This window comes from Paenibacillus sp. FSL R7-0297 (assembly GCF_038009025.1).
Taxonomy (GTDB): domain Bacteria; phylum Bacillota; class Bacilli; order Paenibacillales; family Paenibacillaceae; genus Paenibacillus_AQ.
In genome coordinates this window covers 106,021-131,323 of sequence record NZ_JBBPAQ010000001.1, presented here as the reverse complement: position 1 = coordinate 131,323, position 25,303 = coordinate 106,021, and the positions used below count along the sequence as shown (strand labels likewise).

Sequence of the window (25,303 nt, the reverse complement as noted above, 5' to 3'; positions counted from 1 at the left end):
CTAAAGATCCCGATTTAGTCATCCTGATGTCTATGAAAACCAGATCAGGGGGATGAGGGGCGGCGGGTATCCGCGCCTCCTTTTGGAGTATAGAAATCCGGGTATTTAAACCTGGCCGATTATATTATAATTAGTTCAAAAAACAGGATCTTTGTCGCGAAAAGGACAGAGAAGAAGGGCTTTGTATGGGAATTAGTGAAGATCAGCGAATCGCGGCGAGACAGAAGCTTATCCAGGTATTCACCTATCTGCAGGCTCTGCACCAGCTGAAGCAGCCGATAATCAAGCAGATATCCGGGCAGTTATGGTCGCAGTCCCTTGCGGATTTGCCGGTTCATTCTAATGTGACCTGTGATTTCACAGAGGGGATAAGTCCCTCTGAACGTATAGACGAGGAGATGACTGAGGTTCTGCTTCGCGTGAAGCGGCCTGACCGGACAGCCTGTCCGAAGCCGCCCGAGCTGCTGCAGCGCTGGCTGAAGCCGGATTGGGAGAGGATCCATACCCGCCCGGAACGGCTGGAGAGCATGGACAGCTACCGGGAGGCTGCGGATTCCGGGGAATATGAGGCTTATGTCGAACGTTTCGATCAGGACGAAGAGAGAGTGCGGCTCTGGGAGAATTGGATTCTGGAGCATGAGGCCTGGCAGGAGCGGGAGTGGCCTGTCCGCAGAACGATTAAGCTGTTCGAGGATTTGTACATGCTCTATTCTTGGATTGAGCGTGAGCGGGACGCTGTGGAGCTGATGATCGGCGACGGGATTCTGCACTGGGAGCTTACACCGGAGACGATTCACCATCCGGTGCTGTTACAGAGAATCGAGCTCATCTTCGATCCGGAGGGACCCGGATTTACAGTCATAGCCTCCGAAGCCGCCCCCGAATTTCATGGCTCCTTGTTCAGAGATGTGCCCGAAGTCAGTCCGGGGTCAATTAAGAAATGCACCGCGGATTTGCTCGAGGCTGCATGCTCCCCTTTGGATTTCACGGATACGGATGAATATCTGCGCAAAGTATCCGGATACTTGTCTGCCCAGACAGCGTTTATTCCTTATAATAGAACATCTGCACAACCGGCTCAGGACAAGGCAGCAGTGTATATCCGGAGAGAACCGGTTATTTTCCTGCGCAAGCGGTCGGCCGGTTTCGATCATGCCTTCGAAGAGATCATACAGGATCTGAATGACAGAGAGGAACTCCCGCAGGCAATCGCCAGAATAACCGGCATTGATCCGGGGGAGGCTTCGGAAGGAACCCAGGTTTTTTCGTATTCGAATTTGAATGTGAATGGTGAGAATGAAGAGATTCTGTTTACCAAAGAAGCGAACTCAGAGCAGCTGGATATTGCTCTTAAGCTGGGCAGATACGGTTCTGTTCTGGTGCAGGGCCCGCCGGGTACCGGGAAGACGCATACGATTGCCAATCTGCTGGGCCATTTCCTGGCGGAAGGCAAAAGCGTACTGGTCACCAGTCACACCTCAAGGGCACTCGCCGTGCTGCGTGACAAAGTGGCAATGCCGCTTCAGGATCTGTGTGTCAGTGTGCTGGATGATGCCAGCGGACAGAAGCAGCTGGAGAACTCCATCGATAAGATTACTTCCACCTTAAGCTCTATATCCATTGAACAGACGGAAGCGGAAGTAGAGCAGCTGACTGCCGGACGCAAATCCATTCTGGAACAGATCAGAGTCATTGAAGACAGATTGCGGCTCTCCAGAGAGAACGATTACCGGTCTATTGTTATGTTTGGTACTTCCTTCGATCCATCTGCAGCTGCCAAAATGATCTCCGCAGGCCGGGATACGATGGAGCTGGTGCCGGGAAGGATAGCGGCCGGACAGGCTTGTCCGCTTACCCCTGACGAGCTGGAACATTTATATAGAAGCTCTGGGGAAATCAGCGTACTGGATGAAGCGGAATTCCGGTACTTACGCAATCGTATAGAACTGCCTGTCACTCCTGAAATTTTCCATGAGCTTGTGATGGAATATCAGGCACTTGCCGCTGCAGATACCGTCAGACATCTTCCCTACTTCAAGCCCGGTCTGACTGTACATCCCGGGAAGCTGAACGCTGCTCTCCAGCAGCTGCGTGAGGCGTTTGGTGCCGTTACTGAGGAGGACTGGAAGCTGAATCTGGTCTCATCCAAGGAAACGGAGAAGAAGGATTGGACTGATCTGCTGGAGGAAGTGGAGAAGTGGCTTGAGCTGTACCGGGCCGCCAGAACTGCGCGGTACAGATATGGTTTTGAACATTTGGTCGATACGGATCTGCAGCCGCTGCTGCCTGTACTGGAGGAGATGAAGCGGTATCTGGAAGACGGGGGGAAGCTGAGCACGTTCCAGCTGTTGCTTAAGAGGCAGTGGAAGAAGGCCTGCGAGCTTATTGCGCCTCCCGGCAAAGGCATTGAAGAGGTCAACGCTGCCTACCTGGAGGCTCTGCTTACTATCGGTACCTATCAGGCGCAGCGGGCCAAGTCCGTCATCCGCTGGAAGCGTCAGGTTACGGACGGGGGCGGATATGATCTGGCCCGGTTCGGACCGCAGCCCGAAGAGTATATGGATAACATTATTCAGGAGATCCGCAGCCTGCTGGACTGGCGGCAGACAAGCTTTGATCCGCCGCTTCATTCCCTCGAGAGCGAGGGGCTGCTGTGGAATGTTCTGCTGAACGCCAAGCCTATGACGGTAGGCAAACATATGGATTGGGTTCATATGCGGGGGCTGGTAGAGCAAGAGCTTCCTTCTATTATTGGTTCCATTATTAATGCAGAGAAATGGAGAACAGTTAAAGAGCAGATTGCGGAAGCAGGCAGGGCTGCAGATTCGCTGGCAGATTCCCGTTCCGCTATAGCCCGCCGGCTGCAGGAGAGTGTAGCCCGGCTGGATCCGCAGTCCTATGAGCAAGCGTATCAGGCAGTTCGGCGAATATGGGATAAAAGCGCGCTGATCGGCCAAAGGGAAGAATGGCTGGAGCGGCTGCAGCAGAGTGCTCCGGATTGGGCGGAGGCGCTCAGGGACAGAAGCGGGATCCACGGAGAGCACCGGGCCCCCGATGGACTTGAAGCGGGTTGGCTGCTTAAACAATTGGATATGGAGCTTGATCAGCGGGCGGAAATCTCGGCACAACAACTTCAAGAAGAACTGGTGGAGATTCGTAAAAAGTTCAAAGCGGCCACACTTCAATTAGTGGAGAAGAAGGCCTGGCTGGCGCTTGCCCGGAAAACTACGCTGAAGCAGCAGAACGCTCTTCACGGCTGGAAGCTGCTGATGAAGAAAGCCGGCAAGCGTACGGGAAAAGCGGCTCCCCATCTGCTTGCCGAAGCACGGAAGCTGATGCCGGTCTGCCAGACGGCTGTTCCAGTCTGGATTATGCCCACATACAGAGTGGTCGACAGCTTCACTCCATCGGAGAACCGGTTCGATGTGGTTATCGTGGATGAAGCCAGCCAGGCAGATATTATGGCGTTGACAGCACTGTATCTGGGTACACAAATTGTCGTGGTAGGTGATGATGAGCAGGTAAGCCCGGAGGCCGTCGGCCAGCGGCTGGATGAGACCAGAAGACTGATGGATGCCCATTTGGAGGGGATTCCGAATGCTGCACTTTATGACGGCAGCACCTCAATATATGACTTAGCCAAAACCTCATTCGCGGGCATGACGCAGCTTCGGGAGCATTTCCGCTGTGTGGAGCCGATTATCCAGTTCAGCAACCTGCTCTCCTATAATGGTTCCATTCTTCCGCTCCGCGATGCCGGCGGCGTTACCACGAAACCGTATACTGTGGAATACCGGGTCCAGGGCGGGAACCGGAACAGTAAGCGCAATGAGGCAGAAGCAGAGGCCATTGCTTCGCTAATTCTGTCTGCAATCCAGCTGGAAGAATACAAGGATGCTACATTTGGCGTGATTACGCTGCTTGGCGAAGAGCAGGCCATTCTGATTGACCAGTATTTGCAGAAGTATATTCCGGCAACGGAATACAAGCGGCGGAAGATACGCTGCGGCAACTCCGCCCAGTTTCAGGGGGATGAACGCGATATTGTGTTCTTGTCTATGGTGGACGCTTCAGAGGAAGCTGTGCCTTTGCGCCTCATCTCTGATCCGGGGAACCGCACCAAGAAACGGTATAACGTAGCTGTAAGCCGCGCCCGCGACCAGTTATGGCTCGTACATTCGCTTGATTCCTCAACCCAGCTCAAAGAAGGGGATTTGCGGAAACGTTTAATTGAATATGTCAGAAATCCGTATGCAGCGGATGGAGCGTATAAACAGCAGGAGCCCGTGCTGGAGTCCGAATTCGAGCGTCAGGTTATGCGGCGGGTGTTGGACGAAGGCTACAGAGTATTGCCTCAATGGAAAGTAGGGGCGTACCGGATTGATATGGTTGTTGAAGGCGGCGGGAAACGTCTGGCTGTGGAATGTGACGGAGACAAATGGCATCCGGCAGAGAAGCTTAAGGAAGATATGGACAGGCAAGCCATACTCGAACGCCTTGGCTGGAGTTTTGTGCGGCTTCGGGGCGGTGAATATTTCCGGAATCCGGAGCAGGCGCTGCAGCCGCTGTTCCGCAGACTGGAGGAGCTCGATATTCCCCGTGAGCTTCACCGGCAGGAGGCGGATGCGGATGACGGAAATGCCGGACAACCTGCGCTTAAGACGGTTATCGTAAACAGGGCAGCGGAGATCCGGCGGGAATGGCAGGAGCTTATACGGGAACCTGGTGTTGAAGATTCGATCTCTCCGGGGTCAGCGGCGGAGCCGGCGGGGTTCATTGCTGCGGAGCAAGCGCAAGAGAAGACGGCGGAATTCTTTTATCAGGAAATCAGCCGGCAGCCGAATTTGACGGACTATTGGACGGAAGAAATGCGAAGCAGGGAAGAAGACAGACAGGCGGTGCTGGAGCAGGAGCTTAGCTTGCTGGAAGCGGATGCGGGTCTGGAGCTTCCTTACTGGCAGGGCTTATCGGCCGACAGTGCTGAAACGGGAGATGATGGGGACTCCGGCCCCGGATTTAACCTGGTGGAATATTTGTACTGCCGGAATTTGCAGTTTGTAGATACCAGAGATCAGGACGGTGCAGTCTGGATCATTGAAGACTTGAATCTGATCCGCTACTTGCCGGAATTACGGCGGAAGGCTGTACCGTTTAATTATCTGAAGGAAGGGGTCTATGCTACCCGCTGGAGAGCCGCCTGGTATAGCAGATCATGAGAATAATGATATGGGAGATTTTGATATTACCTTCATTCTTTGCGATAATGTAAGCAACTATCTTAATAGAGGAGGCTGCATCATCATGGCTAATCACATTCCAGAAGTATTGTTGAACGACGGGCTGAGTATGCCTGCGATTGGCTTTGGAACGGCGTGGATTAAAGGCACGAAGGGTGTACAGAGTCTGAAGACTGCCCTCGATTTGGGCTACCGCCTGATTGATTCAGCATTTAACTATGAGAACGAAGGCGTTGTCGGGGAAGCGGTGCGGCAGGGCGGAGTGCCAAGAGACCAGCTGTTCATTACCTCCAAGCTGCCGGGACGTCACCACAAGTATGATGAGGCGATCGTGACCGTTCAGGAATCGCTGTACCGGGCAGGGCTGGATTATTATGATCTATACCTGATCCACTGGCCGAATCCGAAGGTGAACCTGTATGTAGAAGCATGGCAGGCACTTATCGATGCCCAGAAGCAGGGGCTGATCCGCTCGATAGGGGTAAGTAATTTCCTGCCGGAGCATCTGGATCGTCTGGTTCAGGGAACAGGAGTAGCACCGAGCATCAATCAGATTGAGCTGCATCCGTATTACAATCAGGCAGAGCAGCGTGCTTACCACGGGAAACACGGGATTATTACAGAATCCTGGAGTCCGCTGGGACGCGGCACGGAGCTGCTGAAGAATGAACAGCTCGGTGCAATTGCCGCCGCCCATCATAAATCCATCTCACAGATTGTTCTTCGCTGGCATGTGCAGCTGGGTGCTGTTCCGATTCCGCGATCCTCTTCGGAAGAGCATCAGCGGGAGAATATTAATATTTTCGACTTTACGCTGTCAGATGAAGAGATGAAGCTGATCGCGGAACTCCCGGCAACCGGACCGCTGTGGGATCAGGACCCTGCGGTGTACGAAGAGTTTTAAGAAGGGTTGAATGGGAAGTGTTAAGCCTCTTGCTTATTTAAGCAGGGGGCTTTTTCATATCCTTGTCATACATAATTCGTTTAGGAAAATGGGAAGCTGGTTACATAGAAAGAGTCAGAAGTTTGCAGAGGAGGAATACACAATGAGCGATCAGTATACGATTCAGGACCCTGCGAAGCAGTATGAAAAAGCTACGCCGGAGTTTGAACAGCAGCAGCCGAGTCCCGGCCTGGAGAAGAAGATGCACCCGCGTCCCGATGATGGGGCGGGAACGTACCGCGGCAGCGGACGGCTTACCGGCCGCAAGGCCGTGATCACCGGAGCGGACAGCGGAATCGGGCGGGCGGTAGCCATTGCTTTTGCACGTGAAGGGGCTGATGTGGTACTTGCCTACCTGCCGGAGGAAGAGGCTGACGCGAAGGAAGTTGTCCAGCTGGTGGAGGAAGCCGGCCGCAAAGCCGTTGCCGTGCCAGGCGATCTGAAGGATGAGAAATACTGCGAGCAGCTGATAGCCAAAGCCGTAGAGGAGCTTGGAGGGATTGATATCCTGGCCAATATCGCCGGCAAGCAGCAGTTTGTGCCGGATATCGCCGATCTGACCACCGAGCAATTCGATGCAACCTTCAAGACCAATGTATATGCGCTGTTCTGGCTCTGTAAAGCAGCGGTGAAGCACATGAAGCCGGGCAGTACAATCATTAACACTGCATCCATTCAGGCTTATGAGCCTGCGCCGATTCTGCTGGATTATGCCACCACCAAAAGCGCAATCAATACCTTCAGCAAATCACTGGCTCAGCAGGTAGCCGCCAAGGGGATCCGGGTCAATGTTGTAGCACCTGGACCTGTATGGACTCCGCTTCAGGTAAGCGGCGGACAGCCGCAGGAAGCGCTGAAGGATTTCGGAGCCAAAACACCACTCGGCCGTCCCGGACAACCGGCTGAAATGGCCCCGGCCTATGTATTTCTGGCCAGCCAGGAATCCAGTTATGTCAGCGGCGAGACTTTGAATGCTAACGGCGGCATGCCGACACCTTAAATCAGCGTATAGGCTCAAACCTCCGCAAGGAGGTTTTTTATTATACTGGAAACTATGATATTCGTTTGTAGTGGATAAAGTCGGATTAGAGCAGATTCGTCTGACGGACGAATGTGTTCTTATAGCAGGATTCCCAGTGAATCCGCCGAAAGTGGGCGATATGGGGAAATCAAAGGGATAAATCCCTCTAAATCAGCCGAAAGTGGGCGGGAGGCGGAAATGAGGAGCATTAGTGCCCTTGATTTCACTGAATGCGGGCAAAAGGAGAAAATGAGGAGCATTAGTGCCCCTGATTTCACTGAATGCGGGCAAAAGGAGAAAATGTGGAGCATTAGTGCCCCTGATTTCACTGAATGCGGGCAAAAGGAGAAAATGTGGAGCATTGTGGAGTGGCCTTTATATCTACATAAGCTGCACAGCCTGCATAACCGCATAAGCTACGGCTTGATTTACCGTTAAGGTGATTTTGGTTTGACCCTAGTATCCTGGAGAAGGAATCAAGCCGGGGTGCCGGAACTCCCCTTTTGTATTTATAGGGGACTCTTGTGCTAAACTTGAGAGCAGGACTGCATTTGCCGCTACGTATGCAAAGTGCAAAGGCCGCATGTGGAAATGACAGGAGGAGATGGCATGGCGTTTGTTACTGTGAAAGGCGAATATAAGCGTTACAAAATGGGGGAGACCCTGATTGTCGCCAATGACGGGATTGATTTTGAAATTGAACAGGGCGAGTTCGCTGTGATTGTAGGACCCAGCGGAGCGGGGAAATCGACGGTGCTTAACATACTGGGCGGGATGGATTCCGCCGACGAAGGCCAGGTCATTGTGGACGGTACCGACATCGCTCGTTTCAGCGCCAAAGAATTGACCGGCTACCGCCGTAATGACGTGGGTTTTGTGTTCCAGTTCTATAATCTTGTGCCCAATCTGACAACGCTGGAGAATGTTGAGCTGGCGTCCCAGATCTCTCCGCGTGCGCTGGATGCCCGCAAGGTGCTGGAGGATGTAGGACTTGGAGAGCGGCTGAATAACTTTCCGGCCCAGCTGTCCGGCGGGGAGCAGCAGCGCGTCGCCATTGCCAGAGCGTTGGCCAAACAGCCGAAGCTGCTGCTCTGCGATGAGCCGACAGGTGCGCTCGATTATAATACCGGCAAACAGGTATTGAAGCTGCTGCAGGATACCTGCCGCAATACCGGAACCACGGTTATTGTTATCACGCATAACCTGGCTATTGCGCCGATGGCGGATCGGGTTATTGAAATCAACAACGCCAAAGTACGGAAAATGGTGAAGAATGCATCGCCGGTATCCGTGGAAGATATCGAATGGTAAGGAGCCGGAAACCATGAAGAAACGGGCATTATGGAAGGATGTTTTTCGGGAGATCCGTCATACGAAAGCAAGGTTTCTCTCGATTTTTGCCATTATTATGCTGGGGGTAAGCTTCTTTGCCGGGATCAAGTCAGCGGGGCCGGATATGCTGGATACCGCAGCGACTTATTATAAGGATCATAGGCTGATGGATTTACGTGTTCAGTCCACTTATGGGCTGACAGAGAAGAGTATTGATAATCTTCGGGACATCCCCGGAGTGAAGAGTGTTCAGCCTGTGTACAGCTCGGATGTGTTTCTTGGTGAGAGCGGACTGATTGCTAAAGTGTATTCCTATGCTGACGATAATGAACTGAACGGGTACAAAATTATCTCCGGGCATCTGCCTGAGGCATCCGGGGAGATCGTACTTGACGCCTATCTGCTGCAGGAGGAGAAGTTCTCGCTGGGAGATTCAATTACCTTCAGCGGGGACGCCGTGGATGATCTGGCGGGGAATTTCCAGACCTTGAGCTATACCGTGGTCGGCTTCGCGCAGAGTCCGCAATATATTGAAACGTCGACCCGTGGAACGAGCCGGATCGGCAAAGGGACAGCCGATGCGTTTGCTGTCATCCGGGAGGATGACTTCAGCCTCCCGGTGTACACAGAGGCCTATCTCAGCTTCACGGATACGGCTGCAGAAACAGCTTATACGCCGGCTTATGATGCTCTCATCGAGCGGCATCTGCCGGAGACCGAGGAAGTACTGAAGGATTACCCGCAGCAGCGTCTGGAAGAGCTGAAAGCGGAAGCCGCAGAGCTACTGGCTGCGGGCCAGCAGCCTATGGACGCGGCGCAGCAGCAACAGCAAACGCAGCAACAGCAGGCGGAGGCATCGGCAGCGCAGAACCCGCTGGAGCTGCCGAAGGTGTATGTGACAGACCGGACGATCAACCCGGGTTACGCCGAATACAAGGATAATGCAGACCGGCTTTCGGCGATCGCCACGGCTTTTCCGGTGTTCTTTTTCCTGATTGCGGCACTCGTCAGCTTAACAACGATGACCCGTATGGTTGAGGAGCAGCGTCTGCAGATCGGTACCTTGAAGGCCCTGGGGTATGGTGCCATGGACATTATGACCAAATTTCTGGTCTATGGCACATTGGCCAGTCTAGCCGCGTCCATTGCGGGGCTTGCGATCGGCTTCACCTTATTTCCGGGCATTATTTATAATGCCTACAGCCAGCTCTATAACCTGCCGGGCGTGATCAAAAGCTTCTATCCCGCCTACGCTATTATTTCCATAATAGTAGCGCTGGTATGTACAGCCATGACGGCAATGATCGCTTCCCGGGTAGAGCTGCGCAGCAATGCGTCGGTGCTGATGCGGCCCAAAGCGCCCAAGAGCGGACAGCGTATTATGCTGGAGCGGTTCAGCTTTTTGTGGAAACGGCTTAGTTTTGTGCAGAAGGTGACGGCCCGCAATCTGTTCCGCTACAAGCAGCGGATGTTCATGACCGTAATCGGGGTGGCGGGCTGTACCGCGCTTATTCTGACCGGCTTTGGGCTGAAGGATTCCATTGGCAGCATAGCAGGCCGGCAGTTCGGCGGGATTATGAAATATAGCGCCCTGGTGGCGCTGCATGACAATGCAACAGCCGAAGATAAGGCGTCCTATGCAGAACTGATTAAACAGGAGTCCGCAATTACGGGAACGCTGGATGTGCTTCAGGAAGCAATGACTGCCCGGGCCAAAGGGGTTAACGATCAGGAGGTGCGGATTTTTGTTCCTGCGTCTACAGATCAGCTAGCTCCGTTCGTTGTACTGAAGGACCGCATAACGGATGAACCGAAGATGCTTACTGACGAGGGCGCAATCATTACCGAGAAGCTCGCCAAGCTGTATGATCTGGTTCCCGGAGACAGCCTGACTGTTGTGGACAGCAACAATGAGGAATTTCAGGTCAAGGTGTCGGCGGTTACCGAGAACTATGTACTGCATTATGTGTATATGACGCCGGCTTACTATGCAAAGGTATTTGGCGGCGGGCCGGTCTATAACACTCAGCTGTTGAACTATAGCGCACAGGATAAGCAGTGGGAAGACACCTTCGGGGAAAAATTAACCGCGAGCGGGCAAGTAGCGCTGGTCAGCTTTTCCAGCGGGGTGGGCGAGGCTTTTGACGGGACCATGAAGAGCATGGACGTTGTTATTGTAGTACTGATCGTGTCCGCTGCTGCGCTGGCCTTCGTGGTACTCTATAATCTGACCAATATTAATGTGTCTGAACGGGTCCGGGAGCTGTCCACAATCAAGGTTTTGGGGTTCTACGATAAGGAAGTCACTATGTATATATACCGGGAGAATATCCTCTTAACACTGCTCGGGATCATCTTCGGCGGTGCACTGGGGATACTGCTGCATAGCTTTGTCCTGTCTACGGCTGAGCTGGATGCCACGATGTTCGCGCCGCTGATCAAGTGGCAGAGTTATCTGTATGCGGCCCTGCTGACCGTGCTCTTCTCGGGGATTGTAATGGCGTTCATGCACCTTAAGCTGCAGCGGATTCATATGATTGAAGCGTTGAAATCTGTGGAGTAGCGTAGTCACTACTTTGTCAAAAATATAATAAGAGCAAGAAAATGAGGAAGAAAAACAGGCTGCCGGAAGAGTTCTCTGGCGTGTTTTTCTTCCTCTTTGTGTATGGAAAAATAGAAATCACTGTGCGACTAAGCTCGAAAAAAAGATAATCATGCTGAAAAATGTCGAATTAACACGAAAATGACAATATTAAGTTATGAAAACTAACCGCATTAAACATAGTCGAATAGTTTGGAAAGGTGGTTTAAAGGTGTTTATTTTACTATATTGGAAGGAATTATTTTTTGTACACATAAATAAGATAGGGAAGTGATGAATAAATATATTGACGTAAGATATATTCACATGTAATATAAACCATAATTTATAGGGAATTGTTAAGACTCCCAGCCGGGAAGGTTACCCCTGTCTCGAATTGACCTGTGGTCTATTCGATCCTTGAATGTCATATGTACTGCATGTAATGTTTTATTACATGGGTTACAGGTGTCAGCTCAATTATAGCGGCAGGGGCAGAATCATCCAGAACATCCCAGTCTCCCGAGAAGCTTTGAAGAGAAGGCGGGTGAACCGGGCTTATGGTTCCGGGTATCGCTCACTACACGCACTTAACTAAGGAGGAGTAAAAGGAATGGCGAAAAAGAGAAAATGGTGGTCTGGTTTACTTGTTTTATCGTTGGTAGGGGTTCTATTCACGGGTTGCAGCACCAATAACACTGCGAGTTCTCCAACTAATGCTCCTGCAGCAACTGCTGCCCCGGCTGAGAGCGCGGCCCCTGATGCTACTGAAGCGCCTGCGGCAGACGGACCCGTTGACGGCGGAACTCTCGTTACAAGCACATTCTCCGATATTGTTAATCTTAACCCTCTCTTAATCAATGACACCTCTTCAGGCGATGTAGCCCAATTCGTATTCGCCAAGCTCTATAACCTGGACCGCGAAGGCAATGTACAGGCAGAGGATTGGTCACTGGCTGCCGAGCTTCCTGAAATCTCCGAAGATGGTCTGAGTTATACAGTTAAATTGAAGGATACTCCCAAATGGAGTGACGGCCAGCCGATCACTGCGGATGATGTAATTTATACCATTGAAACCGGCAAAAACCCGGAAACGGGTTCACCGCTGATCAGCCAATATGACAAGGTGAAAACGGTGGAGAAGATCGATGACCATACCGTGAAATTTACATTGTCCCAGATTTATGCCCCATTCCTGTATGCGCTGGTTCAAGAAATTGTGCCTGCCCATATTCTCAAGGATGTAAAGCCAACTGAAATCCAAACTAATGCCTATGGTACGGACCCGGCCAAGACCGTAACCAGCGGACCATGGAAATGGACAGCCTGGAAACAAGGCGAAAGCCATACCCTTGATGCCGATCCGAACTACTGGGGTACGGTTAAGCCTCATATCGCTCAAATCGTCTACAAAATCTACGCAGACCAGAACACTGAAGTTCAGGCAATCATGAAGGGCGACACGGACCATATCAGTGCGATTCCGGTAACGCAGGTTGAAGCCGTTAAAGCTGACGGCGATATCGACATTATTCAGAAGCCAGGCGCACAGTATGAATATGTAATGTTTAACTTCGACGGTAAGAACTTCCCGGATAGCTATGGCCTGTTCGCAGGACAGAAGACCAGACAGGCAATTGCACATGCACTGAACCGTCAAGGTATGGTAGACAATATTCTTAAAGGCGTAGGCGCCCTGATGAATGCCCCATTCCTTCCGGACACTTGGGCTGACCCGGGTGATGCCGCTGTGAACTATGATTACAACGCCGAAACCGCCAAGAAGCTCCTGGCAGAAGACGGATGGGTTGCCGATGCCAAAGACGGTATTCTCACTAAAGACGGACACCGCTTCTCCTTTGAACTGCAGTACAATGCCGGCAACAGCCGCCGCGAGCAAGTAGCCGCTGTTATCCAGCAGAACCTGAAGGATGTTGGTATTGAAGTAACACCTAAGGCAATCGACTTTGCAGCTTGGATTGACCAGAACGTAACACCGGGTAAATTCCAGGCTCTGCTGCTGGCATGGTCTCTGAATACACCGGATCCGGATGCAGAGAGCATTTTCTCCTCCAAATACTTCCCGCCTGCCGGCCAGAACAGCGGCTGGTATAAGAATGAGAAGCTGGATCAACTGTGGGTTGATGGTTATTCCACGGTTGACCAGGCTGAACGTAAAGAAATCTACAAAGAAGTAGGTAAAGAAATTTCCACGGATCTTCCTTATGTATTCCTGTATCAATATGGTCAGGCTATCGGAACAGGTCCTAGAGTTCACTGGGCAGAAGAAGATGCTCCTGAGCCATCACTGGGCTACGGACAATTCTTCCACGCTATCAAATGGTGGGTAACCGACTAACGAACCGAACTAACTGAATAGAATTACGGGAGGTGAAAGAGAATTCTCTTTCACCTCCCCCTTTTGTATGAATGGGGGAGTCTTCCGTAATCTATCGCCTTACCATCTCTAGGAGGATAGCCCATGACAGAATATCTGATACGTCGAGTGCTTCAATCGGTATTGGTCATCTTTCTGATTACCATACTAACATTTCTACTCATCCACGCTGCTCCGGGTGGACCGACTCAAGTGATGCTCTCTCCGGGACTCACGCCGGAAATATTCGAACAGCAAGCCAAGAACCTTGGCCTGGACCAGCCTATTCCCGTACAGTATGTCCGCTGGATCGGTGACCTGCTGCAAGGGGACTTGGGTTACACTTTTAAGAACCACATTGCGGTATCCGATCTTCTCTGGCCGCGTATTGGCAACACCGTGATCCTGATGGGTTCGGCTTGGCTGGTATCACTGCTGATCGCAATTCCTTGGGGAATCTATAACAGTACCAAAGTATATGGTCTATCTGACCAGACGGCTTCATTCATTTCTTACTTAGGCTTCGCGATGCCGACCTTCTGGTTCGGAATACTCCTCCAGCAATGGTTGTCACTGAAGCTGGACTGGTTTCCGTTGTCGGACATGTATACAAGAGGCAAGGAAGGCGATATAGGGGATTTGTTCATGCATCTGGTGCTGCCGATAACAGTGCTTGCACTTGGTTTCCTGGCCTCTTATATGAAATATGCGCGGGCAAGTATGCTGGAAGTGCTCGATCAGGATTATATCCGTACGGCACGCGCCAAGGGCGTCAAAGAACGCAAAGTGGTCTTCCGCCATGCGCTGCGCAATGCACTGATTCCAATTATTACAATACTCGGCCTTGATCTTCCCATACTAGTGGGAGGGGCTGCATTAACTGAGAATGTATTCAACTGGCCGGGAATGGGCCGTTGGTTTGTAGAGATGGCAGGCGCGCGCGAATATTCGGCACTGATGGCTGTTACTATAGTGACGGCTGTTATAGTCGTTATCGGCAATCTCCTTGCTGATATACTGTATGCCGTAGTTGATCCCCGGGTGAAGCTCGGTAAGCAAGGGGGGAAGACGGCATGAATACAGAGAATACTGAGCTTACCAAAGGGGCTGTATCTAAGCCGCTTGGAACCCCGGACATGAGTCCGATGCCCGGAGGGACAGACCCTGAGATTCCGGTATTGGATTCCAAGCGGCCGCCGGGCCCCTGGAGAGTTTTATGGAAGAAATTCTCGCGCAATCCGTTCGCAATGGGTGGTTTGCTAGTCCTGATTATATTTGTGCTGCTGGCGGGCTTCGCACCCAAACTGACCCAATATAGACCGGAAACGATTGATTTGATGTTCGCCAATCTGAAGCCGGGAGCAGAGGGGCACCCTCTTGGAACAGACGAGCTGGGCCGCGATATTCTCAGCAGACTGCTGTACAGTGCGCGTGTTTCACTCGCCATCGGTTTCTCCGTTGCGTTTGTTTCCGTAGTTGTCGGATCGGTTGTCGGTGCGATCTCAGGTTATTTCGGCGGGTTTGTAGATACAGTATTCATGCGCATTGTAGATGTGATGAACTCAGTTCCGACCCTGTTCCTGAACATCCTGATTATGGCGCTGTTCGGCACACAAATTAAATACATGATTCTTATTCTGGCATTTACCAGCTGGATGAGTATTGCCCGGCTCGTCCGGGGGACCTTCCTGCAGCTGCGTGAAATGCAATATGTGGAAGCAGCCAGAGCGATTGGAGTATCTAGCTGGGGTATTATTTTCCGGCATCTGCTCCGTAATGCAAGCTTCCCGATTATCGTAAATGCGACCCTGATGGTCGGCGGTGCGATTCTAAGTGAATCTGCATTGTCGTATCTGGGCCTCGGTATTCAGGCACCGGCCACAAGCTGGGGACTAATGCTCAGCAACGCTCAGGAATTCATGCTTGTAGATCCGATGCAGGCGGTATATCCAGGACTCTGCATCCTGCTCGTAGTACTCGCGGTTAACTTTATCGGCGACGGCATCCGGGATGCGCTAGATCCCAGACAGCAAGTGACCAAATCCCGGAGGAGGCTGGAACAATGGCGGAAAAACTACTCGAAATCCGGAAGCTGACCGCCGGCTTTGCGGCAGAGAAGGGGCTGCTCAAAGCAACTGACGGTATCTCCATTTCTATTGATAAAGGCCAGACGGTCTGTATTGTCGGTGAATCCGGCAGTGGCAAAAGTGTGACCTCACTCGCGATAATGCGTTTGATTGATTATGCCGGAGGGATGATTCTTGACGGCAGTATTGAATTTCACGGCCAGGATTTGGCGGCGAAGAGTCAGGAAGAGATGCGGGAAATCCGGGGGAATCAGATTGCCATGATCTTTCAGGACCCGATGTCGTCGTTGAATCCGGTATTTACGGTAGGCGAACAGATTGCGGAGAGCCTACGGCTTCATCAGAACAAGAGTGATGCCGAAGCTATGAGGATGGCCGTTGATCTGATCAAATTAGTTGGTATCCCGGCCCCGGAGATCCGTGCCAAGCAGTATCCGCATGAGCTGTCCGGCGGGATGTGTCAGCGTGTGGTAATCGCCATCGCTCTGGCTTGCAAACCTGAGCTGCTGATCGCCGATGAGCCGACAACAGCGCTCGACGTAACTGTGCAGGCCCAGATTCTGGATCTGCTGCGCAAGCTTCAGTCCGAACTCGGGATGTCCATTCTGCTAATCACCCATGATATGGGCGTAGCGGCGGAGATGGCAGACCGCATCGCTGTAATGTATGCCGGAGCCATTGTGGAGGAGGGGACTGTAGAAGAGATCTTCGACCATCCCAGCCATCCGTATACGGTTGGACTGCTCCAGTCGATTCCGGGATTTGAAGGCGGACGGGGAGGCGAGCTCTACACCATCCGGGGGACGATTCCTCCGATTGGCCAGCTGCCATCCGGCTGCCGCTTTAATCCGCGCTGCCCTCATGCCATGGATATTTGCAGGAATCAGGAGCCGCCGGATTTCATGATCTCGGATGATCACCGGACGGCCTGCTGGCTGTTCAAGGATAAGCCGGTGCAGGCGGATTACAGTAATGAGGTGAAACGCGCATGATGAATGAAGCTGTAACCAAACCGGTAAGAGCACATATGCCTTCTTCAGAAATATTGCTCGAAGTTAAGGACGTGAAGAAATATTTCCCGATCACCAAGGGTCTGCTTAACCGCACCGTTGGACAGGTCAAGGCTGTGGATGGCGTTAATTTATCCATCCGCAAAGGAGAGACCTTCGGGCTGGTCGGTGAATCCGGCTGCGGCAAATCCACGTTCGGCCGGGTGCTGCTCCGGCTGCAGAGTGCAACCGGGGGAGAAGTGTTATTCAAGGGGAAGGATATCCATTCCCTGAGCTCAGGTGACATGCGGAAGCTGCGGGAAGAAATGCAGATTATCTTCCAGGATCCGTTCGGCTCACTGAATCCGCGGTTCCTCGTTAAGGATATTATCGGAGAGCCGCTGCGCATTCACCGGAATATGTCGGGGAAGCAGATCGATGCCCGGGTGGTGGAGCTGATGGAGCTGGTGGGGCTGGATGCCAGCCGCCGGAACCGTTACCCGCATGAATTCTCCGGCGGACAACGCCAGCGGATCGGGATTGCCCGGGCGATTGCCCTGAATCCGCAGTTTATCGTTGCCGATGAAGCTGTATCGGCACTGGATGTATCGGTACAGTCCCAGGTAATCAACCTGCTCATGAAGCTGCAGAAGGAACTGGGGTTAACCTTCCTGTTCATTGCGCACGGCCTTAATGTGGTCCGGCATATTTCGGACCGCGTCGGGGTGATGTATTTGGGCAAGCTGGTGGAGGTGGCTGAGACGGAGGAGCTGTTTGCAGCTCCGCTGCATCCTTATACTGCCGCCCTGCTCTCGGCGATTCCGAAGCCGACACCAAGACGCAAGCAGGACCGCATTGTGCTGGAGGGGGATGTGCCATCGCCGGCTAACCCGCCGTCCGGCTGCCGGTTCCATACCCGCTGCCCGTTTGTTCAGGACAAATGCCGCCAGGTGGAGCCGCTGCTTGAAGAGGTTGTTCCAGGCCGTCCGGTGGCCTGTCATTTCCCGTTGCTTCCAAATTCGTAGATAATCCGCGATTTCCTAAGGATGTCCCGCAGATTAAGGGGGTGACCCCGCAGCCATATCCACAACTGGCTGCGGGGTCACCCCCTGTTTTTGTATCTCTGGAATAGTCATTGCCCTGCATAAGTGCTCTATGCGAGGGGCTTCAGATAGTCGAGAAACACCCGCTTGAGAATATTCAGCTGGAGCTCTGTCGTAAGATCCGCTTCAAGCATAGGGATGTTCTTCTGCAGTGAGAGCTTCTTCGAGAAAATGCCGAACGTGTTAATTAATGTAGTTAAAGTGTCGCGTACCTCAAGATCAGAGCGGATGGAGCCGTCTTCGATGCCATTCTGAATGATCCGGGAATAAACCTGCGAAATTCTGCGGGTCAGAGCATTGAAATGATGAATATCCTCCAGCGGTTCCGGGAAATGGGCGGCGTAGCTTTCGAAGTCAACCATGAAGGTTGTGCTTAATTTATAGTGATCCTCAATGAAAAAATCAAATAATGCTTCAAGCTTGTCCAGGCATGGCACAGGCAATCCGGCCACATATTCAAACCGCTCCAGCATCGGCTCCAGCAGCCGGGTAGCAACGGCGACAATCAGCTTTTCTTTCTTGGGGAAATATCTGAACAGGGTAGCAATGCCGATATTCGCGTCAGTTGCAATATCCTGCATCGTGGTTTTCTCAATCCCCTTCTGATTAAATACGCGTTCTGCAGCTTCCAGAATCAGGGATAAACGCTGCTGTTTGCCGTCAAGGCGTTCCTTCTCATATCTTGTTTTGGGATCCATAAGAGCTTATACCCTTTCACCATCGGTATTTGAACTACCAGTAGTATAGCTAGTGGTTATTCATTAAGCAAGGAGGGTTTGAGTTTATTCGCACAAAGTGATATGATAAATATCACAATGATAGTTTAACTATCACCATATAGTTTAACTCACACAACGAAGGGGATACAGCTATGAATCGACTGAAGGATAAGGTTGCTATTATTACCGGAGCCGGCAGCGGCATGGGACGTGAAGAAGCACTGCTTTTTGCACGGGAGGGTGCCAAGGTTGCCATTACCGATATTAATGAAGCTGCGCTGCAGGCTGTAGTGAAGGAGATTGAAGCTGATGGCGGTCAGGCTACAGCTTATGTGCATAATGTGGTCTCTGAAGAGCAATGGGTCCATGTGATCGAAGAAGTGATGAAGACTTACGGAAAAATCGACGTGCTGGTTAACAATGCGGGAATTTCGCTTGCAACCGGACTTCTGGATACAACTATGGAGCAGTGGAACAAGGTCATCAGCATTAACCTGACCAGCACCTTCCTTGGAATGAAATACGTCGTTCCGCATATGCAGGAGCGTAACGGAGGCTCAATCGTCAATATTTCATCGATCGCAGGACTGACGGGAAGCAGCGGTGCAGGGGCTTATACAGCCTCCAAAGGCGGGGTCCGCATGCTGAGCAAAGCGGCGGCTGTTGATTTCGGTAAAGATAATATCCGGGTCAACTCTGTGCATCCCGGCTTTATCGAAACACCGATGAGTGCTGAGTTCGTGAATGACGAACAAAGGCTGAAATGGTTCCTGTCCCAGACGGCGCTGCCGCGTGTCGGCCGTGCCTCCGAGGTGGCGGAAGCTGTGCTGTTCCTCGCTTCCGATGAGTCGGCTTATATCACTGGTGTAGAACTGCCGGTAGACGGCGGTGTTACAGCGAAATAAGTGCCGAAGCCGGGCTGCCGGGAGGGACAAACTTGAAATAGATGAAGAGGAGTGCTGCCGGGTTTATGGGCAGCGCTCCTCTTTGCTTTTGATAGCGCCGTAAACTAATTATTGTGTAAAAGCCACTTCTATAAGAAAATGAGAAAAAGACTGATTATTGTAATTCTAATCCTAATCAATGCCGCAATGGATGCGGAACCGGAGGCTATGGTGAAAAAGGTCGACAAAGCAGTTTCAGCTCTCTTTATTCTCATTATGATTGTGGCCGCATGGAGATGGGCGGTATCCGTGCATACATGGAGCCTGATGGGGACACTTGCCTCGCTAGTCTGTCTGGGGCTGTTTGTCTGGACAGGGCTGCGGGCCATTCCCGCTTTGACCGGATACATAAGTTCATGGAATATGCAGGAACCGGTAAGTATCAACAATCTGCCTGAGGAGCGGCAGCGGACATGGTGGAAGATTGTGCTCTGGGTGGTGGCCAGCCGTGTGCTGCTCATTGTCATAGCCTATGTATTCTGGACGCTTAAAGACGGGGGATCCGGAAGCCTGTTCTCCCGCTTTATTGATACCTGGCATATCCGCGGAATTGATGCTATGTCTTACCTGGGAATCGCCGAGCACGGGTATGTCACGGAAGGAGACTCCCGGTTCCACATTGTGTTCCTGCCTCTGTTTCCGGTCGTCATTAAGCTGGCGCAGTTTTTCACAGGCAATTATATGGTTGCCGGCTTTGTTGCCGCTAACCTCTGCACCCTTGCTGCGGCGTTATTCGCTTATGAGCTGGCCAGGCTGGACATGGGACGCAGCAATGCGCTGCGGGTCGTGAAATATATTTTCATCTTCCCGTCGGCGTTCTTTTTCTTCATCCCCATGACGGAGGCGCTGTTCCTGCTGCTCTCCCTGATGGCATTGTATTATGTGCGCCAGAAGCGCTGGCTGCTTGGCTGTCTCTGTGCGGCGCTGGCCGGCTTCACCCGTTCTCCGGGGATACTGCTGGCTGTACCGGTTGCCGTGGAATTTGCCCGGGACCTGGCAGCAGGCTACAGACAGCTGGAGCGGAAGGCTTTTATTAACAGACTGGTCAAAGCAGTGCTCTCTCTTGCTACAGTCTCCTTCGGTCTGCTGGCTTATCTCTATATCAATTACAATGTTACGGGCAACGCGTTCCAGTTCAGTATTTATCAGCGGGAACACTGGTCGCAGCAGTTCTACTTCTTTTTCGATACGGTGAGATATCAGATGGAGTATGCCGTGAATACCTTCAAGGATGCGGACTTCCGTTCCTTCCTGGGGTTGTGGCTGCCGAATTTGATGAGTATCTTCCTGGTGCTCTTGATGATGTTCAAAAGCGCAAAGAGACTTCATCCTGCTTATATGGCGTATTTAATCGTCTATTTCGTCTACGTTGTGGGTCCGACCTGGCTGCTGTCCGCTCCGCGTTATTTCGCCGTGGCTTTTCCGCTGGCCTTCGCGGCAGTAGTGTTGACCCAAGATAAGAAATGGAAGGATATCGCGCTTACCTCCTTATTCATTGCGGGGAGCCTGCTGTATCTGGCAGTGTTTGTAGCCGGGTATCCGGTATATTAGAAATTACAGAGGGCGATGGTGGCTATGCAGATTCAACTCGAAGATCAGATGATTACGCTCCATGTTCAATATGCCAAGCGCAAGAAAATGTCCGTTCAGATTGACGGATCAGATCTCATTACCGTTAAGGTGCCTACAGGAACAAGTGAAGAGAGTATCCGCAGTGCGGTGGAAGGGCTCGGCCCGAAGATTCTGGAGAAGCTGCGCAGCAATGCGGCGGCCAGGCAGGTGCCGAAGGTCAAGGAGTATCAGGGGGAAGAGAGATACCTCTATCTGGGGAAGGAATATGCGCTGCATGAGTTGATTGCCGTCAATGATATGGATGCGGAGGGCCTGAAGCTTGCGCTGAAGAAGTTTTATTTCAATAGTCTGAAAAAAATCGTTGCAGAGCGCATCACCCGTTATGGGGCACAGCTGAAGGTGAAGCCGAAGAGTATCGAGATTGTGGAATCGCGGACCAAATGGGGGAGCTGCAGCTTTGATAAAAAACTGACCTTTAACTACCGCCTTGCCATGGCGCCGCCTGAGGTGATCGACTATGTCATTATTCATGAGCTGTGTCATCTGCTGCATATGAATCATGACCGTTCCTTCTGGCGCCGCCTGGGAAGTGTAATGCCGGACTACAAAGAGAAGGAAGCATATCTGGCCCGGCAGGGGCAGTTCATGACACTCTGAATCCTATGTGATGACTGCTTGGCTTAAGCGATGGATGTTGCCGGAAGTTTGACGTTCGCAGGGTACTGCAGACTGCTCTGATTCCGCACAAACAAACCGCTAGGGCAGCTCCTGCCCACCAGTTCAAGGTTATCGTCACTTGGCGTGAAGTGGAAGACTATAGTCTCCGTGGCGTTATCCGCAAGCTTCATGGCGGTTTCGCGGACGGCGACGGGCTTCCTGCTGATCAGATCGTAAATCTCTAACCGGCCGCTCTCCTGCAGGCAGATGGCGATGACCTCCTCGTCCTCCAGGTAATATAGATTGCCGCCGAAGACGTTCAGGCAGTAGAACATCAGCAGTCCATCGGTGCCGCTGACGCCAAGGCGTTCAGATACCGGCTGCCGCTGCGCTGCGAAGGTGGTGACCAGGCTCAGATCACAACTTATGGACAGATCCAGCTTGCGGATTCCCGCAGATCCTGCGGACCCGGCTGAACCGGGAGGGCAGTTCATAGAGAAGATCTGCTCCTCTACGGGCTGGAATCCGAACTTGGGATAGAAGTCCATTACCGTATCATTGGCAAAAAGATACATGAATTCACACTGTGGTCCGTAAACCTCCAGCACTTTGATCATCAGCCGGGCGGACAGGCCCTGTCCCCGGTAGTCAGGATGCGTCATCACCGTCCCGATCTGCACTGCGCGGGACTTCACACCATAAATAATCAGCTCAAGCAGGTTCACCGAGACATTTGCAATTACCCGATGTCCCTCCGCGTAAGAATAAGGAATGTACCGTTCCCCCCAGAAGCCCTGCTCATACCAGCGCTCCAGCTCAAGTTCAAACGTATCAGCAGCCAAAGCGAAAAAGCTGTTTCTTAGCGGCTCCTGATCTTTATAATTACAGACAAATTGAAGATCATCCATGGTAGCTGCTCCTTCAGTAATATTCAACCCCGCGAACCTTCGAATAAATCATATTGTCTCTTAAGGCGCCTTGTACATCTAATTTGTCATTCCGCAGAATGCCTTCCAAAGTGAAGCCTGCACGTTCAGCCACCCGCGCACTCTGTGTATTGCGGGAATCACAGCGGATCTCCAGCCGGGCCGCCTGCAGCTCCTGTACGGCGAAATCGGCAATGGCACTTACCGCCTCCGTGATATAACCTTGTCCGGCGCAGGAGGTGCGGACCCAATAACCGATTTCAAATTTCCGCACCTGCCAATCGATCCGGTGCAGGCCGCTGCTGCCTACCAGATGACCGGTCTCCTTGTTCACGAGCAGCAGCCGGATATCCTTGCGCTCCAGAAATTGCAGCCGTGACTTCCGGAGGGAGGCTTCGGATTCCTCCACGGACGGGATATGCTGTGCCCAGGGCATCCAAGGGCTTAATTCGGCTATGCTCTCTTGGACGGCTTCATTTACAGCGGCGCCGTCTCCCCATAGAGCGGCACGGATCAGTAGGCGGCTGCTTTCAAAGCTCTCCGGCATGGAGATGAGGATCGGGTCAATCGGATGAATAGGCATAAGTTCAGCTCCTAGAGAGATATGTATTCTAAGCGTGAGTATTATATAGAGTTACATATTAATGAAGCTAATCAGTGAAGCTATTTTTTTAGCAAACTTATATAGGTCTTCACTCAGTTGCTATATATCATATAGCTAGTGATAAGTCAATACGCTGAAGGCTACCTAAAAGTACTCTCTGGTACTATTCACAATCAATGGAAAGAACGTTATCTTATATAGTAAGAAGTGTTCATTATTAAGAACGAATATCGAATTCTTAGACAGCTGGAGGTCGTACAATGAGCGCAATCGCCGGGATCTATTCTATGCAGCATGGGCCGCTGGACCCGGAGCTGGGTCCGCGCCTTATGCAGCAGCTGCAGCGTTATCCGGCTGATGATGACAGATCCTGGAGGGCGGAGGGACTCTTCCTCGGCTGCCGTTCGCAGTGGATTACCCCACAGTCAAGGAATGAGATTCTCCCCTATTATGATCCGCAGCGCGGGCTGGCGATTGTGGCTGATGCAATCATTGATAACCGCAGCGAACTGTTCGGACAACTTCAGGTTGTCCGGGAAGATCGTGATTCCATTCCAGACAGTCTGCTGATTCTCTTGGCCTATGAGAAATGGGGGGGAGAGGCGCCGGTTCATCTGGTCGGTGACTTTGCCTTCATGATCTGGGATGCGCGCAAGCGGACGCTGTTTGGGGCCAGGGATTTCTCGGGTAACCGGACGCTTTACTTTCGCCGTTCCGGCAGAGAGTTCTCCTTCTGTACCGTAATTCATCCCTTGCTGGCTTTGCCTGATGGTCAGCAGGGTGTGAACGAAGGCTGGATTTCAGAGTATCTGGCGAGCCAGGCCCGGAACGATGTGGCAGATATGTTCTCCACGGTTTATCAAGGGGTGGAACAGCTGCCGCCTTCCCACTCGGTTACAGTCAGCGCGAAGGGGGTTTCCTTCTCCCAGTATTACACCTTCCGGACTCCGACTCCATTAAGGCTTCGCGGTAACGGGGAATACGAGGAAGCGTTCCGTGAGGTATTTGGGCAGGCAGTCAGAGATCGGCTGCGGACCCATCTCGCCGTAGGCGCCAATCTGAGCGGCGGACTGGATTCCGGCTCAGTGGTCAGCTTCGCTGCAGAGGAGCTCCGACGCCGCGGCAAGCCATTATTTACATTCAGCTCTTATCCGCTGGACAATTTTACAGGTTTTAAACTAGGCCAGCGGGTCACCGATGAGCGTCCATATATTCAAGAGACCATCGACCATGTGGGGAACATTCAGCCCAGCTTCTTGAACTTTCCTGACCGGAGCCCTTATGGTGAAATTGACGAATGGCTGGATATTATGGAGATGCCCTACAAATTCATAGAGAATTCCTATTGGCTCAAAGGCATATATGAACAAGCACAAATGAAAGGCGCCGGTGTTCTGCTCAGTGGACAACGGGGCAACTGGAGTATCTCCTGGGGGCCTGCACTGGATTACCAGGCGAAGCTGCTGCGCGAATTTCACTGGATCTCCTTCTACCGGGAGAACAAGCTTTACAGTCGTTCGATGGGGGCAAGCCGCAAGAAAATGCTGAAGATTGTCGGCCGCAAGGTGTTCCCCGGCCTGGGCCAGCTGATCTCCGGGAAGCAGGAGGCCCCTCCAGAGCTGATTCATCCTGAATTCGCACGGCGGACAGGGGTGCAAGAGAAGCTGAGAGAGCTTGAGGGAATTCCTTCGTCTCAGACGGTATACGATATCCGCAGACAGCATTTCCAGCAGCCGCATATCTGGAATGTGAATGGAACGGCAGCTACCAAGCTGTCGCTGAAGTACAGGGTATGGGATCGTGACCCTACGAATGATCTGCGTGTCATCAACTTCTGCCTATCTGTCCCTGAAGGGCAATACGTCCAGAACGGAGTGGACCGCTCGTTAATCCGCCGGGCCATGGAAGGACGGCTGCCGGACAAGGTCAGACTAAACCAGACGCGGCGCGGTATACAGGGAGCAGATGGGATTACACGTATGCTGCCCCAATGGCAGATGTTCCTGCAGGAGCTAAAGGAGATGCTTCAGGACCCCCGGATTTCCTCTTACTTGAATCATGCCGGGCTCGCCGGGTGTTTAGACCGGCTGGGTAGTGAGCCCGCACCATTATTAATATTCAACACGGATTTCCGCCTTCTTACGAGAGGACTGGTGTTCTACCGCTTTCTGAAGCGTGTGACCTGATGGATGTTTCTTGAAAGGGGGTGAC

17 protein-coding genes are annotated in these 25,303 nt (G+C 52.2%); 14 read left to right on the top strand and 3 right to left on the bottom strand.

Going from position 1 to position 25,303, the window contains the following annotated elements; all coding sequences use genetic code 11:
• Nucleotides 1-185: 185 nt before the first annotated feature.
• From MKZ24_RS00600 to MKZ24_RS00555, 10 genes are all read left to right on the top strand, one after another.
• Nucleotides 186-5,216 (top strand): AAA domain-containing protein, encoded by a 5,031-nt coding sequence (locus tag MKZ24_RS00600; RefSeq protein WP_340780971.1) that lies wholly within the window; start codon nt 186-188, stop codon nt 5,214-5,216.
• Nucleotides 5,217-5,301: 85 nt separating this feature from the next.
• Nucleotides 5,302-6,141 (top strand): aldo/keto reductase, encoded by an 840-nt coding sequence (locus tag MKZ24_RS00595; RefSeq protein WP_340780969.1) that lies wholly within the window; start codon nt 5,302-5,304, stop codon nt 6,139-6,141.
• 142 nt (nt 6,142-6,283) lie between these two features.
• The gene (locus MKZ24_RS00590) at nt 6,284-7,180 is read left to right on the top strand and encodes an SDR family oxidoreductase (protein WP_042210599.1); all 897 of its coding nucleotides are present in this window, start codon (nt 6,284-6,286) and stop codon (nt 7,178-7,180) included.
• A 630-nt stretch (nt 7,181-7,810) separates the two neighbouring features.
• Nucleotides 7,811-8,512, top strand: coding sequence for an ABC transporter ATP-binding protein (locus tag MKZ24_RS00585; protein ID WP_340780965.1), 702 nt, complete (start codon nt 7,811-7,813; stop codon nt 8,510-8,512).
• Nucleotides 8,513-8,525: 13 nt separating this feature from the next.
• On the top strand, nt 8,526-11,096 hold the full coding sequence (locus tag MKZ24_RS00580) for an ABC transporter permease (protein WP_042232614.1): 2,571 nt from the start codon (nt 8,526-8,528) through the stop codon (nt 11,094-11,096).
• A 631-nt stretch (nt 11,097-11,727) separates the two neighbouring features.
• Nucleotides 11,728-13,473 carry a peptide-binding protein gene (locus MKZ24_RS00575; RefSeq protein WP_042232615.1) on the top strand — a complete coding sequence of 582 codons (1,746 nt, stop codon included), beginning with the start codon at nt 11,728-11,730 and terminating at the stop codon, nt 13,471-13,473.
• Nucleotides 13,474-13,596: 123 nt separating this feature from the next.
• A complete protein-coding gene (locus MKZ24_RS00570; protein ID WP_042232617.1) occupies nt 13,597-14,568 on the top strand; it encodes an ABC transporter permease in 972 nt (323 codons plus the stop codon).
• 59 nt (nt 14,569-14,627) lie between these two features.
• Nucleotides 14,628-15,587: an ABC transporter permease gene (locus tag MKZ24_RS00565; protein ID WP_042241515.1), complete on the top strand. Its 960-nt coding sequence runs from the start codon at nt 14,628-14,630 to the stop codon at nt 15,585-15,587.
• Nucleotides 15,554-16,570, top strand: a complete 1,017-nt coding sequence (locus tag MKZ24_RS00560) for an ABC transporter ATP-binding protein (protein ID WP_042232619.1) — start codon at nt 15,554-15,556, stop codon at nt 16,568-16,570. The genes MKZ24_RS00565 and MKZ24_RS00560 overlap by 34 nt, the downstream gene beginning before the upstream one ends.
• Nucleotides 16,567-17,592: an ABC transporter ATP-binding protein gene (locus MKZ24_RS00555; protein ID WP_042232621.1), complete on the top strand. Its 1,026-nt coding sequence runs from the start codon at nt 16,567-16,569 to the stop codon at nt 17,590-17,592. Before MKZ24_RS00560 ends, MKZ24_RS00555 begins: the two co-directional genes overlap by 4 nt.
• A 128-nt stretch (nt 17,593-17,720) precedes the next feature.
• Here the strand turns inward: MKZ24_RS00555 and MKZ24_RS00550 are convergent, their stop codons facing one another.
• Complete coding sequence (locus MKZ24_RS00550) at nt 17,721-18,368, bottom strand: TetR/AcrR family transcriptional regulator (protein WP_042232623.1); 648 nt, start codon at nt 18,366-18,368, stop codon at nt 17,721-17,723.
• A 173-nt stretch (nt 18,369-18,541) separates the two neighbouring features.
• On the opposite strand from MKZ24_RS00550, the gene MKZ24_RS00545 reads away from it, so the two are divergent.
• The 3 genes from MKZ24_RS00545 (at nt 18,542) to MKZ24_RS00535 (ending at nt 21,562) form a co-directional block, all read left to right on the top strand.
• Complete coding sequence (locus MKZ24_RS00545) at nt 18,542-19,294, top strand: SDR family NAD(P)-dependent oxidoreductase (protein WP_042232625.1); 753 nt, start codon at nt 18,542-18,544, stop codon at nt 19,292-19,294.
• A gap of 138 nt (nt 19,295-19,432) precedes the next feature.
• The gene (locus tag MKZ24_RS00540; RefSeq protein WP_042232627.1) at nt 19,433-20,884 is read left to right on the top strand and encodes a hypothetical protein; all 1,452 of its coding nucleotides are present in this window, start codon (nt 19,433-19,435) and stop codon (nt 20,882-20,884) included.
• A 24-nt stretch (nt 20,885-20,908) separates the two neighbouring features.
• Nucleotides 20,909-21,562 (top strand): M48 family metallopeptidase, encoded by a 654-nt coding sequence (locus MKZ24_RS00535; RefSeq protein WP_042232628.1) that lies wholly within the window; start codon nt 20,909-20,911, stop codon nt 21,560-21,562.
• Nucleotides 21,563-21,585: 23 nt separating this feature from the next.
• Here MKZ24_RS00535 and MKZ24_RS00530 read toward each other — a convergent pair whose 3' ends face one another.
• Both MKZ24_RS00530 and MKZ24_RS00525 read right to left on the bottom strand, forming a co-directional pair.
• The gene (locus MKZ24_RS00530; RefSeq protein ID WP_340780957.1) at nt 21,586-22,470 is read right to left on the bottom strand and encodes a GNAT family N-acetyltransferase; all 885 of its coding nucleotides are present in this window, start codon (nt 22,468-22,470) and stop codon (nt 21,586-21,588) included.
• Between the two features lie 13 nt (nt 22,471-22,483).
• Nucleotides 22,484-23,071, bottom strand: coding sequence for a GNAT family N-acetyltransferase (locus MKZ24_RS00525; RefSeq protein WP_340780955.1), 588 nt, complete (start codon nt 23,069-23,071; stop codon nt 22,484-22,486).
• A 281-nt stretch (nt 23,072-23,352) separates the two neighbouring features.
• Here MKZ24_RS00525 and MKZ24_RS00520 point away from each other — a divergent pair, with 281 nt between their 5' ends.
• The gene (locus tag MKZ24_RS00520) at nt 23,353-25,278 is read left to right on the top strand and encodes an asparagine synthase-related protein (protein WP_340780954.1); all 1,926 of its coding nucleotides are present in this window, start codon (nt 23,353-23,355) and stop codon (nt 25,276-25,278) included.
• The last annotated feature ends 25 nt before the right edge of the window (nt 25,279-25,303 follow it).